Origin of the sequence: Flavobacterium beibuense F44-8 (assembly GCF_000769915.1) — a bacterium.
Taxonomy (GTDB): domain Bacteria; phylum Bacteroidota; class Bacteroidia; order Flavobacteriales; family Flavobacteriaceae; genus Flavobacterium; species Flavobacterium beibuense.
Genome location: NZ_JRLV01000003.1, coordinates 203,389 through 222,168, shown reverse-complemented (window position 1 = coordinate 222,168; position 18,780 = coordinate 203,389). Strand labels below are relative to the sequence as shown.

The 18,780-nt window shown below is 35.6% G+C and carries 15 protein-coding genes; 3 read left to right on the top strand and 12 right to left on the bottom strand.

Annotated features, from left to right (window positions below; genetic code table 11):
- Nucleotides 1-45: 45 nt before the first annotated feature.
- The 4 genes from Q763_RS03140 to uvrA form a co-directional block, all read right to left on the bottom strand.
- Nucleotides 46-2,451 carry an alpha-ketoacid dehydrogenase subunit alpha/beta gene (locus Q763_RS03140; protein WP_035131097.1) on the bottom strand — a complete coding sequence of 802 codons (2,406 nt, stop codon included), beginning with the start codon at nt 2,449-2,451 and terminating at the stop codon, nt 46-48.
- 195 nt (nt 2,452-2,646) lie between these two features.
- Nucleotides 2,647-5,472: a gluzincin family metallopeptidase gene (locus tag Q763_RS03135; RefSeq protein ID WP_316931454.1), complete on the bottom strand. Its 2,826-nt coding sequence runs from the start codon at nt 5,470-5,472 to the stop codon at nt 2,647-2,649.
- Between the two features lie 151 nt (nt 5,473-5,623).
- On the bottom strand, nt 5,624-6,346 hold the full coding sequence (locus tag Q763_RS03130; protein WP_035131095.1) for an LOG family protein: 723 nt from the start codon (nt 6,344-6,346) through the stop codon (nt 5,624-5,626).
- Nucleotides 6,347-6,374: 28 nt separating this feature from the next.
- Nucleotides 6,375-9,206 carry an excinuclease ABC subunit UvrA gene (uvrA, locus tag Q763_RS03125; RefSeq protein ID WP_035131093.1) on the bottom strand — a complete coding sequence of 944 codons (2,832 nt, stop codon included), beginning with the start codon at nt 9,204-9,206 and terminating at the stop codon, nt 6,375-6,377.
- Between the two features lie 361 nt (nt 9,207-9,567).
- Here uvrA and Q763_RS17775 point away from each other — a divergent pair, with 361 nt between their 5' ends.
- Nucleotides 9,568-9,933: a hypothetical protein gene (locus tag Q763_RS17775; protein WP_157499294.1), complete on the top strand. Its 366-nt coding sequence runs from the start codon at nt 9,568-9,570 to the stop codon at nt 9,931-9,933.
- A gap of 7 nt (nt 9,934-9,940) precedes the next feature.
- Here the strand turns inward: Q763_RS17775 and Q763_RS03115 are convergent, their stop codons facing one another.
- The gene (locus tag Q763_RS03115; protein ID WP_035131089.1) at nt 9,941-10,498 is read right to left on the bottom strand and encodes an acetate uptake transporter; all 558 of its coding nucleotides are present in this window, start codon (nt 10,496-10,498) and stop codon (nt 9,941-9,943) included.
- A 140-nt stretch (nt 10,499-10,638) separates the two neighbouring features.
- Here Q763_RS03115 and Q763_RS03110 point away from each other — a divergent pair, with 140 nt between their 5' ends.
- Nucleotides 10,639-11,112 (top strand): GyrI-like domain-containing protein, encoded by a 474-nt coding sequence (locus tag Q763_RS03110; RefSeq protein ID WP_035131087.1) that lies wholly within the window; start codon nt 10,639-10,641, stop codon nt 11,110-11,112.
- On the opposite strand, the gene Q763_RS03105 is transcribed toward Q763_RS03110, so the two are convergent.
- Nucleotides 11,113-12,519 (bottom strand): TlpA family protein disulfide reductase, encoded by a 1,407-nt coding sequence (locus Q763_RS03105; RefSeq protein WP_035131086.1) that lies wholly within the window; start codon nt 12,517-12,519, stop codon nt 11,113-11,115.
- Between the two features lie 129 nt (nt 12,520-12,648).
- On the opposite strand from Q763_RS03105, the gene Q763_RS03100 reads away from it, so the two are divergent.
- Nucleotides 12,649-14,277 (top strand): ABC-F family ATP-binding cassette domain-containing protein, encoded by a 1,629-nt coding sequence (locus tag Q763_RS03100; RefSeq protein WP_035131085.1) that lies wholly within the window; start codon nt 12,649-12,651, stop codon nt 14,275-14,277.
- 64 nt (nt 14,278-14,341) lie between these two features.
- Here the strand turns inward: Q763_RS03100 and Q763_RS17335 are convergent, their stop codons facing one another.
- The 6 genes from Q763_RS17335 to Q763_RS03070 form a co-directional block, all read right to left on the bottom strand.
- Nucleotides 14,342-15,043: a hypothetical protein gene (locus Q763_RS17335; protein WP_052123205.1), complete on the bottom strand. Its 702-nt coding sequence runs from the start codon at nt 15,041-15,043 to the stop codon at nt 14,342-14,344.
- 103 nt (nt 15,044-15,146) lie between these two features.
- Nucleotides 15,147-15,677: a GNAT family N-acetyltransferase gene (locus tag Q763_RS03090; RefSeq protein WP_035131084.1), complete on the bottom strand. Its 531-nt coding sequence runs from the start codon at nt 15,675-15,677 to the stop codon at nt 15,147-15,149.
- Between the two features lie 72 nt (nt 15,678-15,749).
- Nucleotides 15,750-15,929, bottom strand: a complete 180-nt coding sequence (locus Q763_RS03085) for a hypothetical protein (RefSeq protein ID WP_035131083.1) — start codon at nt 15,927-15,929, stop codon at nt 15,750-15,752.
- Between the two features lie 63 nt (nt 15,930-15,992).
- On the bottom strand, nt 15,993-16,859 hold the full coding sequence (locus Q763_RS03080) for a bestrophin family protein (RefSeq protein WP_035131082.1): 867 nt from the start codon (nt 16,857-16,859) through the stop codon (nt 15,993-15,995).
- Between the two features lie 60 nt (nt 16,860-16,919).
- Nucleotides 16,920-18,203, bottom strand: a complete 1,284-nt coding sequence (locus tag Q763_RS03075) for a cryptochrome/photolyase family protein (RefSeq protein WP_035131081.1) — start codon at nt 18,201-18,203, stop codon at nt 16,920-16,922.
- 6 nt (nt 18,204-18,209) lie between these two features.
- Entirely contained in the window at nt 18,210-18,674 is a 465-nt protein-coding gene (locus Q763_RS03070; RefSeq protein WP_035131079.1) for an SRPBCC family protein, read from the bottom strand.
- Between the last annotated feature and the right edge of the window lie 106 nt (nt 18,675-18,780).

Here is an 18,780-nt window from a genome sequence, read left to right as displayed (position 1 = left end):
GTCATTATAAATAAAAATCCCCGCTATAAAGCGGGGATTTTTGTATTAATATAATTGTGGATATTCTGTTGGGTTAACTTCATGCATTATAGCATAAACTTTCTCGTAGATATCTTCAGCAGATGGTTTTGAGAAATAATCTCCATCTGTACCATAAGCAGGTCTGTGTGCTTTAGAGGTAAGTGTTTCCGGTTTACTGTCTAAATACCTGTAAGCGTTTTGCTCGTCAAGTATTTGTTGCAGTATGTAAGCTGAAGCTCCACCAGGAACATCTTCATCAATCACTAAAAGTCTGTTGGTTTTAGCAACACTCTTTACGATATCGTGATTAATATCAAAAGGTAGTAAAGACTGTACATCTATAATTTCAGCATCAATACCCACTTCAAGAAGCTCTTTAGCAGCCTGTTCCACAAGTCTAAGTGTAGAGCCGTAAGATACAAGCGTAATATCAGTACCTTCTTTTATTGTCTCAACAACACCTATAGGGGTTTTAAACTCACCAAGGTTTGTTGGTTTTTTCTCTTTTAGCCTGTAACCGTTAAGGCATTCTACTACTAATGCAGGCTCATCTGTCTCTAAAAGTGTATTATAGAAACCGGCTGCTTTAGTCATATTTCTAGGGACAAGTACATGTATACCTCTAATAGCATTGATTATCATCCCCATTGGCGAACCAGAGTGCCATATACCTTCAAGCCTGTGACCACGGGTTCTTATAATAAGCGGAGCTTTTTGTCTACCGGCTGTACGGTATTGTAACGTAGCTAAATCGTCACTCATTATCTGTATAGCGTATAAAAGGTAATCAAGATACTGTATCTCTGCGATTGGTCTAAGACCTCTCATTGCCATACCAATACCCTGACCTAATATGGTTGCTTCACGAATACCGGCATCACAAACACGGAAATCTCCATATTTTTCCTGCATTCCTTCAAGTCCCTGGTTAACATCACCTATGTGTCCGCAATCTTCACCAAAAACAAGCGTACTCGGATATTTAGCAAAAAGAGCGTCAAAGTTATCACGTATAACTACACGTCCGTCAACTTCTTCATTACCCTCTGCATATTCAGGAAGCACTTCGCTTACGCTGTATATGTTTTTATCAGACTGAGAGAATAGGTGAGAGCTGTATTTAGGCTGAATTTTTTCGGTGTAAGCAGTAATCCATGTAGAAAGTGTGCTTTTACCCGCTTCCTTAATAATTATACGAAGTACTTTTCTTGCTGCGATTAAAAGTTCCTTTCTTATAGGCTCTTTTATGCCTGAAAGATCATTGATGTATTTATCAATAAATACTTTGTTTGGGCTTTGCTCTGAAATTGTTTTTAAAACGCTAACAAGTTCATCACGCTCTTCTTTTATAGGGTTTGTGTAAGCACTCCATGCAGCTTTTTTACCTTCAAGAACATCTTTCTTAGCCTGAGAATCGATAGCGTCAAGATCTTCGGCTGTAGCCATTTCGTTCTCAATCATCCATTTTCTCATTTGGGCAATACAGTCGTATTCTGCTTCCCATGATAAACGATCGGCATTTTTGTAACGCTCGTGAGAACCAGATGTAGAGTGTCCCTGTGGCTGAGTAAGTTCGTGTACATGGATAAGAACAGGAACATGCTGCTCTCGTGCTATTTGTGAGGCTCTTTCGTAAGCTGAAATCAGTTCAGGATAATCCCATCCTTTCACTACAATAATTTCATATCCTTTATTATCCTCATCACGCTGGAATCCTTTAAGGATTTCAGATATATTCTCTTTAGTGGTTTGGTGGCGTGCATGTACCGAAATACCGTACTCATCATCCCAAACACTAATAATCATAGGTACCTGTAATACACCTGCTGCATTTATTGTTTCAAAAAACAATCCTTCGGAAGTACTGGCGTTACCAATGGTTCCCCATGCAACTTCGTTACCGTTTATGGAGAAATCGGTTTTGTTTTCAATACCCGAAACGTTTCTGAAAACTTTTGAAGCCTGAGCCAAACCAAGTAATCTTGGCATTTGTCCTGCAGTAGGGGAAATATCAGCACTGGAATTTTTTTGCTGTGTTAAGCTTTTCCAGTTTCCGTTCTCATCAAGACTGTGTGTAGAGAAGTGACCACCCATTTGTCTACCTGCCGACATTGGGTCGTGCTCTAAATCACTATGCCCGTATAGCCCTGCAAAAAACTGTTGGATATTTAACTTTCCAATAGCCATCATAAAGGTTTGGTCACGATAGTAACCTGAACGGAAATCTCCGTTACGAAAAGCCTTAGCCATTGCCAGTTGCGGAACTTCTTTTCCGTCACCGAAGATACCAAATTTAGCTTTACCTGTAAGAACTTCCTTGCGACCTAAAAGGCTACATTCTCTGCTTACTATGGCAACTTTATAATCATTAAGCACTTCTGCTTTAAAATCGTCAAAAGAAATAGTCTTTTTAGTTTCTGTCTCAGTCATAAACGCAAATATTGAATGACTACAAATTTAATTAAAAGTATTGAATTTCATAAATTTCAAACAAAAAAATGATTTCACTTTTGGCAGTAAAATCGTTTTTTAGTTATTTTTCAATAAATTATTTTCAACAAAAACTCTTTAAAAATAAATATTATGTATTTTTTAACAACATCTAAAAGTGTTATAAAATACATGCTACAGCCATTTCCTTGTGAATAATTTAATTAATGTACCTGGGCTTAAAGTTACCACAAAGCGTATATTTTGGCTATAATTGCTGTCATTCAGGGCAAAACCGTTTGACGAATATACAGGGAAGTACAGTTCAAAATAATCTGTAAGAAGGTTTAAACGAATTCCGCTATCGTAAACAAATTCGGGATTTTGATACTTATTCTTCAAAAATCCGGCATCTCCGTAAACTTCTACCCAATTCCAGATATTTACACTCGCATTTACCGTTGTCATCCATTGATTTGCATATCGCGTATCCAATTTTGACTTAAATCCGCCTTCAGCCATAACAAACTGCTGACTGTAAATACCGGTAGTTTCAGATCGTCCGTAGAAGTTATAATCAAAAAGATAATCAGTAGGGCGGTCCAAACCAAAGCTATAGTAATCAGAATCGGTATCCTTATACATAAACATACCACCGTAAAAACGTAGGTTTATCTGTCTGTTATCATTAAATAAACGTCTAAACTGTACCTCTCCGGCCAGTTTACCAAAGTTATTGGCAATCTGTAAATCGGTAGAGTAATCAAGGTGTCTTATAACTTCCGATTCTGAAGAAGTGTATCGGGCATTAAATACCGAATAGTCTTCGTTTTGCTGATCGGTAAACGTAAAATTTGAGTTTTCCCTATTAACTAATATATGTCGTAATAACAGGAATTGCTTTTTGTTACTTCGTAAATTCTCGTCTCTAAACCTAAACTGAATACTAGGTGAAACCCTTAAATAAGCAGCGTTAGGAGCGTAGTGGTATGTAGAGGCACCTAGGCCGTATCTAATATTATACAACGGGCCGTCATCTCTTATATAATGATTAAACTGCATAGAGGCAGAACCTATAAGTTCACCTGTTTTACTTGAGTAACTAGGTGTTACATTAAATGTGAACGGTTTTTCAAGTATCGATTTATTATGGAAACGTAAACCTAATGAGAGTCCGTCATACAGGTTAAATGTAAAGTTTGGAACATAAAATATCTGGTTATACCCCGGATCTTCCAAGTCCTGGAAAAAGGTAAACTTTATAGGTTTATTGTTTAAAACAATTTTATTTAGTTTTTTCCAGTTGTTACGCCTGTTGTATTCAATTACCTCATTTTCATAATTAATGGCTAATCTGTCAGCCCCCTGTCGTGCAATGGTAAATGTACTGTCCTTTTTTACATTGTTTAACCAATGTTTAAATACAATTTCACCATCTTTTAATCCGTAGAGAGGAACAGGAACATTAACCCTTGTTTCATTTTTTATAGTAACCTTTAGTGAGTCTTTTTTCTTTTTTACTTTCCCGAATTTATAATCAATTATATCCCTGCTGTCTACAATGGAGTTGTAAAACCAGTTTGTCTCTTTTTCTGTTTTAGAATCAATAATCTCCCTGAAATCATTACGGGTAGTTTGCTGACTTTTGTTCAGTTCAAAATACTCTTTAATTGATAACGGTATTACATCATTTTCAAGATAACTGTCAAGGTAGTTAAGGGCTAGTCCTGCTTTGTATTTACCAGCCATCTGTTCATTAAACTTAATGAAAGTATTTTTAGGATTACCGATTGGCTGATCAAGATTTTTACGTGCCATTACCAAATACAGGTAGCTGAATTTTGAATTATAGTCTACCTTAAAAATATTATGCCCTTTAAGAATTCCCCATCTAATCCCCATCATGGTTTTTTCAGGATGATATTCTTCAATGTACTTATACATAAGGTAGGTTTGTATACCGTCGTATATCCAGTTATCTTCCCGTGGATTTAACCTAAGGGTGTTTTTAAGGTAATTGTTTAGATAGGTTTTCAGGAATTTTATTTCATAGATAAACGAATCAGGAAAAGGTGCTATAAATGATGGTAACTGATTAAGTCCATAAACCGGATTTCGTTCATAATCCACTTCGCTAACCGTTATTTTACCATAAGGGTATTTTCCTAAATTATCATTGGTGAAGTTGATAATGTTATTGATAAGAGAAGCCTTTTGTATACCGGTGACCCTGTAATCTTTTAAATTAGTGTTTACCTCTACGGTTGAGTTTGTAAATACTTCAAAATCATTGTGAGGCTGAATAATCATACTAAATCCCTGGCGGTCGTCGCCAATGAAAAAGTATTCAATACCACGATCGGTTTTTTGTTTATTTCCCTGATACAAATCAGTAGTGACATTAAGCTTCTCATCAGCAATTAAAGTTACCTGATAATCACAAAACGAATTAGCTATATCGTCAAGATTTTCATTACTGTTTTTTATAAACTTTCCGTTTTCCACACGAGCAGGGGTAAGGTACCAGTCCTTTAACTTTAAGTTACCGTTATTATCATATCCGTAACGGGTAAATTTATCATCCGGTAGCTTAACATAATACATAAGACTTATATTAAACTTTTCATTCGGGTAAATAGGTTTAATTAATTGTATATTAATTAAATCAGGATGTTTTTCAGGCCGGGTATGTTTTAAGGAAACACCATATTGATTAGTAACCGAATAAATTGTTGTGTGGCCTCTTTTTTCATCTTTTTCAAGATGGAACGAACGCACAAATTCATCAGAGAAACGCTTTCCTAAAGGAGTAGTTTTACTGGAGTAGGCATTGTTCCAATCGTTAAGGATAAATTCATATAGGGTATCCTGTGACTGGTTATGAAATGTAATTTCCTGTTTTACCCTAAGGGTGTTATTCTCATAGTCGAGTACCACAAACATTTTATTGAGATGCTGGGCATATGCTCCCGATGTGAGAACAAAAAAAAGGGCAAAAAACAGTTTAAAATTACGATTCAAGGTATGGTGTATAAATTAATAATCTTTTTACTAAAATATGCTTTTGCATGGTTATAACAACTATGCAAGCATTAATATTTCCTTAAAAAGAGATGTATAATATTACCTGAAGGTTGCCTTTAAAATAGTTAAATGTTTATAAAATACTAATTTAGAAGTTAGGGCTAAGGTTGTATTTTTTGTAGAATGTATCTATAACTTCAAGCACTTCATCTTCGGTATCTACTATTTTAATAAGGTTCATGTCTTCCGGACTCGCATTAAAATACTTTTCTATAAGTACATTTTTTATCCAGTCTATCAAACCACACCAAAATTCTGTACCTACAAGTATAATAGGGAATTTGGCAATTTTTTTTGTTTGAATAAGAGTGATTGCTTCAAACATTTCGTCCAGTGTACCAAAGCCCCCCGGCATTACTACAAACCCCTGTGAATATTTAACAAACATTACTTTCCTTACAAAGAAGTAGTCGAAGTTAAGATTCTTGTCACTATCTATATACTGGTTAAAGTGTTGTTCAAAAGGCAAATCAATATTAAGACCTACAGAAGGACTCATCCCCTTTGCAGCACCTTTATTACCGGCTTCCATAATACCGGGACCACCACCCGTAATTACACCATAACCTGCTTTAGATATTTTTTCGGCAATTTTCTCTGCTAATAGGTAGTATTTATGATCACCTTTCGTTCTTGCAGAACCGAATATGGATACACACGGACCAATACGGGCCATGCTTTCAAAGCCGTTAACGAATTCTGACATTATTTTAAAAATAGCCCACGAATCGTTACTCCTTATTTCATTCCATGTTTTAGGGGTCAAATCCTCACGGATTTTCTCATCGTCATCTTTATATTCTTTAGACATAGCAATATTAAATTTTTAAGGTCTCTTACTAAGATAGCTCTTTTTTAAGAAATTTTGCTGTATAACTTTTCTTATTCTTTATAATTTCTTCGGGAGTGCCTTCGGCTATTAGCTTACCACCACCTTTACCGCCTTCATAACCAATATCAATAATATGATCGGCCAACTTAATAACGTCCATATTATGTTCAATAATAAGTACGGTATTACCTTTTTTAACCAATCTGTTTATTACTTCCATTAGCACCCTTATGTCTTCAAAATGCAATCCTGTTGTGGGCTCATCTAATATATAGAAGGTATTTCCGGTATCTTTTTTGGAAAGTTCAGTAGCCAGTTTTATCCTTTGTGCCTCACCTCCTGAGAGGGTAGTACTTTGCTGGCCTAGAGTGATATAGCCAAGACCTACATCCTGAATGGTTTTTATTTTGCGGAAAATTTTAGGGATATTTTCAAAAAACGGAACAGCCTCATCAACCGTCATGTCTAGTATATCTGATATTGATTTCCCTTTATAACGTATTTCCAGTGTTTCCCTGTTGAAACGTTTACCCTGACAGGTTTCACATTCCACATAAACATCAGGAAGGAAGTTCATTTCTATAACTCTTAAACCTGATCCTTCACAGGTTTCACAGCGTCCGCCTTTAACGTTAAAGCTAAAGCGTCCCGGTTTGTATCCCCTTATCATAGCTTCAGGTGTTTGTGTGAACAGCCTGCGTATTTCAGAGAAAACATCAGTATATGTAGCAGGGTTTGAACGTGGTGTTCGCCCTATAGGTGACTGATCTATATCAATAACCTTATCAATATGCTCAAGTCCTTCTATTTTTTTATACGGTTGTGGTTTTTTGACCGCATTAAAAAAGTGTGTATTAAGAATAGGGTATAGGGTTTCGTTTATAAGAGTCGATTTACCGCTACCCGATACTCCTGTTACACATATAAGTTTACCAAGTGGGAATTCTACAGTAACATTTTTTAGGTTGTTACCGGTAGCTCCGCTAAGTTTTATGGTATTACCGTTGCCTTCCCTACGCTTTTTAGGTACGGCAATTTCTCTTTCTCCGTTTAGGTAACTTGCTGTAAGAGTGTGCTCTTTTAGTAATTGTTGAGGAGTTCCCTTGCTTACTATTTGTCCGCCGAAACGTCCTGCAGCAGGGCCAATGTCAATTACATAATCCGCTCGCTCTATCATATCCTTATCGTGTTCAACTACAATAACCGAATTTCCAATATCTCTTAACTGCTCAAGAGAATGAATCAGTTTTTCGTTATCACGCTGGTGCAATCCGATACTTGGCTCATCAAGTATATATAATACCCCTACAAGCTGTGATCCTATTTGTGTGGCTAGCCTTATACGCTGTGCCTCACCTCCCGATAGGGATTTAGAACTACGGTTAAGTGCCAGATAATTTAACCCTACATCCAAAAGGAAGCTTAAACGGGCTTTGATTTCCTTTACAATTTCTGAAGCGATAATTTTTTGTTTTTCAGACAGCCTATCGTTAAGGTTGTTAAACCATTCAGCAAGGTCTGATATATCCATAAAAGATAGTTCGGCAATGTTTTTACCGTCTATTTTAAAGTATAGCGATTCTTTTTTAAGTCGGGTTCCGTTACAAACCGGGCATTCTACCTCGTCCATAAAGTCTTTTGCCCAACGTTTTATAGAAGTAGAACCACTTTCATCATACTGGTTTTGAATGAAACTTGAAATTCCTTCAAAATCAATTTTATATTCACGGTTTACACCAAGTGTCTTTGAGTTTACTGTAAACTTCTCGTTACCGCCATTCATTATCATATCCATTGCTTCCTGCGAAATGGTCTCAATGGCATCGGTAAGTTTAAATCCGTATTTTTCGCCTATAACCTCAAGCTGTTTAAATATCCACGAGTTTTTATACTCTCCAAGCGGGGCAAAACCTCCCTGTTTGATAGATAGTTTAGGGTTAGGGATTATTTTTTTAATGTTGATTTCGTTTACCGTACCTAAACCGTTACAATTGTCGCACGCTCCTTTAGGGGAGTTAAACGAAAAGTTATTAGGCTCTGGGTTAGGGTAGGAGATACCCGATGTAGGACACATTAAATTACGACTGTAATAACGAACATCATCTGTACCGTGTTCAATAACCATCATTACATCATCACCGTGGTACATGGCAGTTTTGATACTTTCGCTAATGCGTTTGTCTAAATCGTCACTGCTGTCAACCTGCATACGGTCTATAACCGTTTCAATATCATGGGTTTTGTAGCGATCCAGTTTCATGCCACTTTCAATATCCTTTATTTCGCCATCTACACGAACTTTTAGGAATCCCTGTTTAGAAATCTGTTCAAAAAGTTCACGGTAATGCCCTTTACGGGAACGGATAATAGGAGCCAGTATGGTTATACGTTTACCATTGAATTTCTCTACAATAAGCTCTTTGATCTGGTCGTCGCTGTAGCTTACCATTTTTTCTCCGGTAACATAACTGTAGGCTTCACCTGCACGAGCGTATAAAAGCCTCAGGAAGTCGTATATCTCGGTAATGGTGCCAACGGTAGAGCGCGGACTCTTACTTGTGGTTTTCTGCTCAATGGCGATAACAGGTGAAAGTCCGTCAATTTTATCCACATCAGGGCGTTCCAGTCCGCCAAGGAACTGACGGGCATAAGCCGAGAAGGTTTCAATATATCTGCGCTGGCCTTCGGCATAAATGGTGTCAAACGCCAGTGATGATTTGCCTGAACCCGAAAGTCCTGTTATTACAACAAGCTTTTCCCTTGGTATGGTTACGTCTATATTTTTAAGGTTATGGGCACGGGCGCCCATTACTTCAATCGTTTCTTCGTTATTAAGCATAGCAAATTGGTGCAAAACGCAAAGATACTGATTTTAAAGGTATTTTTATAGTAGAAGTAGGAGTAAGAAACTGTTAAAACCAATATGATTTTATATTATCATGTTATATTTTTGAATACTTAATTGCCTTACCATGATTGTAGCCTATTTTGAGTTAATAGTAACATTAATTCACTGTTTATTGCTGTCACTTCTGTATTCAGGAATTTTGTTGTTAGTTGTATTACTAATTGCTAAAACGACAAGACTTTCTTTTATTTCAGGAATTACAACCCGTAAGTTATATTTCTGGTGTTTCTGCATTCCGATTCTTTTTGTAATATTAATATTATACAGATTTTCTTATGAAAGGGATAATGGTTTGGGAGAAACAGTAATGATTCCTATAGGGTATAAGCAGCATGTGTTTTGTAGTGATGGTGGAATGGTATACTTTTACCCGGATCCGGATGCATACGACCCGGAAGATTTTGATATCGGTAAATTTACTATATCTAAAAATAAGCTTTGTGCAGAAGTAATTCGTGATTATCATAACTCCCCTTATTATGATTTTGTTGTTTATGACCTTAAGGAAAAGACGAGTACCCCTCTAAATACTATTAAAGATTATACTCAATATGCTCAGGTTAACAATTTACCATTGCCTGAAGATTTTAATGATTTTTCATATCATTATAAAAAATTTAGAACCAAGCCTAAATGGAAAGTATGGTTACTACCTTAGTTCTTGGTTAATAAGGCAAAATCCTCCTGCCTTTTACCTCTTCAAGTAGTTCGGCTATAGCGAGGTAAAAAGCACTACTACCACAAATAACACCTACAATACCAGCTATTTTATGTAGGTTTCCGTCTTTTGTCCAGATAGCTGTTGCTAATAGGAAAAATAAAATAGTTAATGACAAGAATACAAACTGTTGTACTTTACTGTTTTTAAAAGTTCCCACCCATAAAAAAGCAGTGAACAGCCCCCATAAAGCTAAGTACCATCCTAAAAAGTCGGGTGGGGTAGCCTGAGCGTTTTCAATACCTGTTGCGGGTAGCATCCATATCCCTACCAGTGATAGCCAGAAGAATCCGTATGAAGTAAAAGCTGTAGCAGCAAAAGTGTTTCCTTTTTTGAAAGATAGCAAACCGGCTATTACCTGAGCAATCCCTCCGTAACATATCCCCATAGACAGTACTACCGAGCTTAACGGGTAGAATCCCATATTATGTATATTAAGCAGTATGGTTGTCATTGCAAAGCCCATAAGACCTAGCGGTGCCGGATTTCCTAATTTTCCTTCCATGAATATATTTTTAATTTTATTATACTTTCAAAAGTATGATTTTATTAATTTAATTGTTAAAATATTTAATATATTATTCTGTCAAAGTTTTATAGTGGATTTACAAGTGGTTAATTCAGTCAGGTTTATATCTTTGAAAAATGATTTCTGAGATAAAAACTATTTCTGCTAAAAAATTCATTGGTCTTAACTTAAACATGTCATTTATTGATAATAAAACGGCTGAATTATGGCGGAGTTTTATGCCAAGGCGAAAAGACATTACTAATACTATTAGCAATGATATGTATTCGTTACAGGTGTATGATGAAAACTTCTTTTCTCAATTTAATCCGGCTACTGAATTCAAAAAATGGGCACTTGTTGAAGTTACTGATTTCAATACTGTTCCCGAAGGTATGGAAACATTTGATCTGGAAGGCGGTATGTATGCTGTATTTTATTATAAAGGAAATCCATTTAATGCAGCACAGGTATTTGGCTATATAATGAAAGAATGGTTACCGCAATCAGGCTATGTTTTAGATAATCGTCCGCATTTTGAAGTGTTAGGAGAGAAGTATAAAAATGGTAGTGACGAATCGGAAGAAGAAATATGGATACCAATTAGGTAATTAGTTAAGATGTTGTCCAAAGTTTGAGTCCATTAAATTGGCAAAACCTCTTTTAATAGTACCATCTGGATTTAGTACAATCGTTCGGTTTATTTTAGTAAAAGCCCATTTATCCTTTAATACCTTAAAGTTTGAAGCTCTAAGCTGACAGGCATTTTCAAGATGATATTCCTTCATTGTTTTTTTCCACTCTTTGTCTTCATCAACATTTATAGCTATAAAATCTATTTCTCCATATTTCTGTCTCAGTAAGTCTATTTTTTCATCAATAACCTTTAATCTTGATTTAGAACAACTTGTCCAGAAAAATATAACAGTTTTTTCATTTATACCATTATTTATATCAATAGGGTTATCATAACTGTCTACGAGCTCTATTTCAGGTAGTTTTTTACCTTCACTAAGTTCGCCTGCAGCTTGCCCTATACGTACAATTTCATTACTGTCATCATCATCTGTTGACAATTCATTGAAACATTCCAAAAATTCTTCGTGATTAACAATATTCCTGTCCTCTAAAAGATAATTAAAAGCCAGTGTGTTAAGAACCTGGTTTTTTACACCTTCATTAATGAATATTGAATCAGCAAGGTTTAGTTTGGTTATGTTTTCCTCAAGTGTATCTTCAGGTATTTTGTAAGTTTCGCTTTTGCTCTTTGCCATATTATTAAGCATTACGGTAAAGTATCTTACAAAAGGTGTGTAGTTGGTAAGTTTTGGGTTGTTAAACTCTATTCCTTCTCTGTAATCATAATAATTATCAGGAATAAGACTGTTTATTTTTTTCCCTGTTTTTATTGCGCAGGCGTAGGGGTAGTATTCTTTTTTTGAGTAATAGTTGAAGTCTAACCTGGCTTTTACATAAAAATCAAAACCATTGCTCCAGTCCAGTCTTGATTTTTCTTCTTCATAATACGCTATTCGTTTTTGATAAGTGGAATCAATGCATTTTGTGAATTTATCGTAATCATAATCAAAAACAGAGAAACAGCTATTACGGTCTTTTTCATTAGCCAGATATAATTCCATCATGAAATTATTTTTCTCATTCCCTTTGCCGCTAAATACTATAGACTCATCAAAATGCCTTGTGTCTATATTTACCATTAAGCTGTCATTTTTATCAAAGTACACATATTGATAATAAGGCTCGTGTTTAAAACTGTACATTCCGGGGGTAAGGGAGTCAAACTTTATAAAAAATCTGTTATTATCATCTAATTTTATGGTATCGATTACTTTATTATCACGGCAAAAATAAATATGATCTGATTTTGGACTGGTTATTTCACCCCCAAAATAAGCTTCATAATTGTTGCCATTACCACATGATGATAAGCTAACAATTATTGTAAATAACAGTAGTAATTTTTTAAAGTTGTTTGTCATTGCGTTTTTTCCGTACATTAACAAAAATATTTGTTCTTATGTATGTAAGCTGTTAAAACACCGTTAAAATATTTTAATGTTTATTATGACATTGGTCAATAGGATACTGCTTCTATTTTTCTTACTTTTGCCAAAAAATTTTTTAAAATGCTTTCAGTTTCAAATTTATCAGTTCAGTTTGGTAAAAGAATTTTATTTGACGAAGTAAACACCTCTTTTACTCAGGGTAACTGTTATGGTATTATTGGTGCAAACGGTGCCGGTAAATCTACTTTCTTAAAAATACTTGCAGGAGATATAGATCCAACCTCGGGACATGTGTTCCTTGAACCGGGCAAACGTATGTCGGTACTTAACCAGAACCACAATATGTTTGACGAGCACACAGTACTTGAAACCGTTATGATGGGTAACAAGACATTATTTGCCGTTAAAAAGGAGATGGATGAAATTTACCTTAAGCCTGACTTTTCTGATAAAGATGGTGAAAGGGTAGGTGAGCTTCAGGTAGTTTTTGAAGAGATGAACGGTTGGAATGCTGATTCTGATGCTGCAGCCTTATTATCAAGCTTAGGTATTGGTGATGAGTTTCACTATACCCTTATGGGAGATATGGACAGCAAGCTGAAAGTACGTGTGTTATTAGCACAGGCCTTATTTGGTAGTCCTGATGTACTTATAATGGATGAGCCTACCAACGACCTTGACTTTGAGACAATTTCATGGTTAGAGAATTTCCTGGCTAACTACGAGAATACTGTAATTGTTGTATCTCACGACCGTCACTTCCTGGATGCTGTATGTACACATATTTCAGATATTGACTTTAGTAAAATTAACCATTACTCAGGTAACTATACCTTCTGGTATGAGTCAAGTCAGCTGGCTGCTAAACAAAGAGCACAGCAAAACAAAAAAGCTGAAGAGAAGAAAAAAGAACTTCAGGAGTTCATCATGCGTTTTAGTGCTAACGTGGCTAAATCTAAACAGGCTACCAGCCGTAAAAAAATGCTTGAGAAACTTAAAGTTGATGATATTAAACCTTCAAGCAGACGTTATCCTGCAATTATTTTTGAACAGGAGCGTGAGGCTGGAGATCAAATATTAAATATAACAGATTTAAGTGCTTCGATAGACGGAGAGCTTCTGTTTAAAGACCTTAACCTTAATATGGCTAAAGGTGATAAGATAGTGGTAGTATCAAGAGATTCTCGTGCTACATCTGCATTCTACGAAATTATAAATGGTAAAATGAAACCGGATAGCGGTAAGTTTGAATGGGGTGTTACCACTATACAGTCATACCTTCCGGCAGAAAACCATGAGTTTTTTGATACTGACCTTAATCTTGTAGACTGGTTACGCCAATGGGCAACTACCGAAGAAGAGCGTGACGAGGTTTATATCCGTGGTTTCTTAGGGAAAATGTTATTTAGTGGTGAAGAGGCTTTAAAATCTTCAAGAGTATTATCGGGAGGTGAAAAAGTACGTTGTATGCTTTCAAGAATGATGATGTTAAGAGCTAACGTTTTAATGCTTGATGAACCTACAAACCACCTTGATCTTGAATCGATCACGGCGTTTAATAACTCGCTTAAAAACTTTAAAGGATCTGTACTGTTCACTACTCATGACCACGAGTTTGCACAAACTGTAGGTAACAGGGTACTTGAAATTACGCCAAACGGAGTTATTGACCGTTACATGACATTTGATGATTATCTTGATGATGATAAAATCAAAGAATTAAGAAAGAAAATGTATGCTACAAGCTAACAGATAAATAAACTAAAAAAGCCCTCATTAAGAGGGCTTTTTTATATGCTGTAATTAAATATTATTATTCTGATTTATCTGTAGTTGGTGGGGTAGTTGTGGTAGGTTTATCTTCCTTAACTATAATTACTGTGGCTTTAAATCCGGTTGCCAGATTCCACTGATTAGATGTAAGGAGTTTACGGTTGTCATCATATATTCTTATGTCTGCCGTATTTGGACCTGTTGTACCCTGATTTAATGCCTCAAAGTCAATTTTGTTAAAGCCTGGTGAAAGTCGTATTTGTATAGCTGATGGATTATTTGCAAGCACAAAATTACTAATCACTATTTTGCCGTTAAGCCAAATTCTTATCCTGTCACCATCCTGTAAACCAAAGTCGGCAGCAAAAGAGTTTACATACTCAGCATCGGTTCGTATCTCACCCAGGAACATATCACCACGATAGGCTTCATTCGATTCACCTCCCATTTTAATTTTTACCCTATCCTCATACTGATCTGTATTATCAGCAAACTGACTTTCAGTAGACATAGGAGACGTGTCTGTCCTGTCAACCCCAATCTGGAAACGTGGATCAAGTTCTTTTTTTGGAGGTTCAAAACTAAATATACTAGGAATCTCATCATCAGTTTCCGGTTCTGGTGACGTTTGCGGATTTTCCTCACGTGGTATGGCAATACCTCCGCGTGGCTTATCGCCACCCTGAGCTATTAGCTTTGGAGTAAGGCAAAGTATAAGCAAAAGGGTACAAAGGTATTTCATGTCAATTTTGTTCTTTTAAACTAAGCAGCAATTAGCGTGCCTAAAATAATACTGTACAAATTAAGTAAAAATAAATCAGCTTTTACAAAAACGGATGTTCCGTTTATATTATTGCCTCATTTGTTTCCCATAGTTTTACTACCTGTTCAAGCGTAATAGAACCGGGTGTAGTAATGTATTCTTTTACAAATCTGAATCCGGCTTTTTCGAGTGTTTTGTTTGGAGATGGGTTAAAGGCGTTAGGCTGGCAGTATAGCTCTTTTAGCTTAAGGTTATTAAAATATGCTGCCGCACTCATTTTAATAAAATCAATACCATAGCCTTTGTTTCTGTATTCTTTGTACCATATATGCAAATGCATATAACCATGATCGTTGTAAACAAGTGGATTTAGGTTACTGTGACCTATAGGTTTATCGTCTACATACCAAACTACACCATATACTTTTTTCTCATTATAGGGTAAGGTAATCTGGGTTTGTAGCATTGCAACAAAGTCTTCTCTGGCAGGAAGTTTCTCAACATCAACTCCCATATTTAAAAGATATTCTTTATCAGAATTAAACCAATAGTCTGCAATAAAGTTTATGTCTTTATGTTCTATTTCTTTTACAGATAGTTTGCTTCCTTTCATATGTATACATCATTTTCACTATGAGGTAAATTAAGGAGTAAGTTTAGGTTAAGCTTCGTGAGAAATTATTATTTATTTATGTCTTCCTGAGCGGTTTTTCTCGGCATCCCAGTTATTAATACTGTCTTTTTCATCCCGAAAATCCTCTCGGGTTATTTTACCTGATTTATCGTAATGCGCATTTGTGTCTACACTATCGGTATATTGTGTAACACCATCATTATCTTGTTCTTTTTTATCGTCTGCTTCCATAGTATTTTTTAAAATATAATATTAAGGAAATAACATATGTGAAAATGTTAACGGGAAACTAAATTAATAGATAAGCTCTTCTACATTTTTCTGCATCATTTCGGCAAGTCTTGCTGTCGGCAAGTCGTTAGGGTCATAACCAAACGGATCTTCAATTTCTTCGGCAATAAGTTCTAAACTCGCTAATACATAAAAAATGACTATAACAACAGGTATTACCAGATAGCCAAGTGAAAACACATAACCAAAAGGTAACGACATTACATATATAAATATAAATTTCTTTATAAAAGCACTGTAAGAGTAGGGAATAGGGGTATTTTTAATCCTTTCACAAATACCACATATATCGGTTAGTGACTGCATTTCGGCATTAAGCACAATAAGCTGGTCTCCGGTAATCTTTCCCTGTTCGTATAGCTTATTGATTTTAGCAATTATAGTTTTTGCTATTTGATTTGGCTTATGTTTATAATGATCGTCAGATAGGGTAGCATTATCAAAAAGTTCATGTTTAACGTCTACATTTTTAAGGTGCAGATTCAAAACTGCAGAATAGGCAGGAATAAGTTTCCTGAAGATTTCTTTGTCCTCATCACTTTTTACCATTACCGCTATCTTCATAGCCAGGTTTCTACTATTGTTTACTAACGCTCCCCAGGCTTTTCTGCCTTCCCACCAACGATCGTAAGCAGTATTAGTCCTGAATACCAGTAATAATGATATAACAAATCCCAAAAGGGTATGCATCACGGTTATATTCTTAACATGACTGCTTTCAGATACTTTCCAGTATTCCAGTTCAAGATAAGCGACGCCTAATGAATATACCCCAATAGCAAGCATTAATGGGAGTAACTTTCTGAATGTATCGGCTTTATGAAAACGAAATATGAATGAAAACCACTCTTTTGGGTTATATGCTATCATCTGTTTGGTTGTATAGTGTTTGCTACACAAATGTATTTAAAGTTTATGTTTTGCCAAACATTATTGTACAGCTTCCTTATAAACTTTAAGTGCTCTTTCGCGCGCTTCTTTATGATCTACAATTGCCCTGTAGCTTATTTCCTGATATTCAGGCACCCATTTTTTTATGTATTTCAAATCAGGATCAAACTTTTTGGCCTGTTCTATAGGGTTAAATATCCTGAAGTATGGAGCAGCATCTACACCGCTTCCGGCAGCCCATTGCCAGTTGCCTATGTTGCTGGATTGTTCATAGTCCAATAACTTTTTTGCAAAATAGGCCTCGCCCCAGCGCCAGTCGATTAACAGATGTTTGCATAAAAAACTGGCTACCACCATACGCACCCTGTTGTGCATATAGCCAGTGTTGTTTAGCTCGCGCATGCCCGCATCTACCATAGCATATCCGGTTTTACCTTCACACCATGCTTTAAATTCCTCTTCGTTATTACGCCATTTGATATTATCGTATTTCGGACGAAAGCTCTTACTAACCGTTTCGGGGAAATGCCATAATATCTGCATAAAAAATTCACGCCATATCAGTTCGTTTAAAAATGTTTGATTTTTACTTTCCAACGCTTTTTTGACCAACTGACGAACACTAACAGAACCAAAACGTAAATGCGGACTCAAAAATGAAGTTCCTTCTATAGAGGGAATATTTCGGGTATCCTCATAATTATCGATTAGGGTAGGAGTAGTATTGTAGGGTTTAACTTTTATGTCACTTTTAGAGAAACCAATATCGTTCAACTCTAAAAACGGATAGGAATGTGAAGCTAAATTATCAAGTTTATTTTCCGGATGATGTTGCCTGATATGACTTTCGGTAAACTTTTCCTTCCACTTTTTCATGAATGGAGTATATACTACATAAGGAGTTCCATCGTCTTTAACTACATCATTTTTTTCGAATATTACCTGATCCTTAAAATGCTTAAATACAATGTTATTATCCCTAAATAATTGAAGTGTTTCTTTATCTCTTTTTAAAGCGTAAGGCTCATAGTCATGGTTGGTGTAAACAGCTTTTATTTTGTTTTCGGAGACCAGTTTTTTGAATACTTTTTCGGGAGTATCATGAAATACGGCAAGTGAACTGTTATGTGATTTGAAAGCTTTATTCAGGTCACTAAGAAGTGCATGTATAAAGGTTACTCTTGCATCACTTATAGGTAATTCATCAAGAATGTTTTTATCAAAAATAAAAATTGGAAGCACTTTTTCATCGCTGTTCAATGCTTCGTAGAGTCCGGTATTATCTTCTATTCGTAAATCTCTTCTAAACCAGAATATGTTCATGTATAATTAGTCGTTAAATTCTCCAAAAAGTTCAATTAATTTGTTTTTCCTGTACTCGAAAATCTCTTCCAGTTTAGGTTTTACCATAAATGGTTGCACCATTTTTCCTAATATACCCATAGGTAGTTTATAGTGTATAATGTCTTCCATTTCAACACCCCCTGGTATTTCTTTTAAAAAATGTTTATGATGCCAGAATTTATAAGGACCAAAACGTTGCTCATCAACAAAAAAGCGCTTATCCTCAACATGGGTTATTTCTGTTACCCATTCCATTTTTAACCCCAGTAACGGTCTAACATGGTAGTGTATAATTTGTCCGGCAAACATTTCCTTGTCATCACCAGATAATGTTACGAAACCCATTGAGGGTGGGGTAATTACGGCAAGGTTTTTGGGAGTAGAAATAAAGTTCCAGGCTTCATTTAAACTTACAGGTATTTTTTGTGTCTTATGTAGTGTATACAAAATGAGGCTATATTTTAAGTGTTAAACTTTGTGAAGTTAGGAAACACAAGGGAATTTTAAGCTTTGTTGAACCTTATTTTTAGTATTTTTTAACAATCGTAAAACGCAT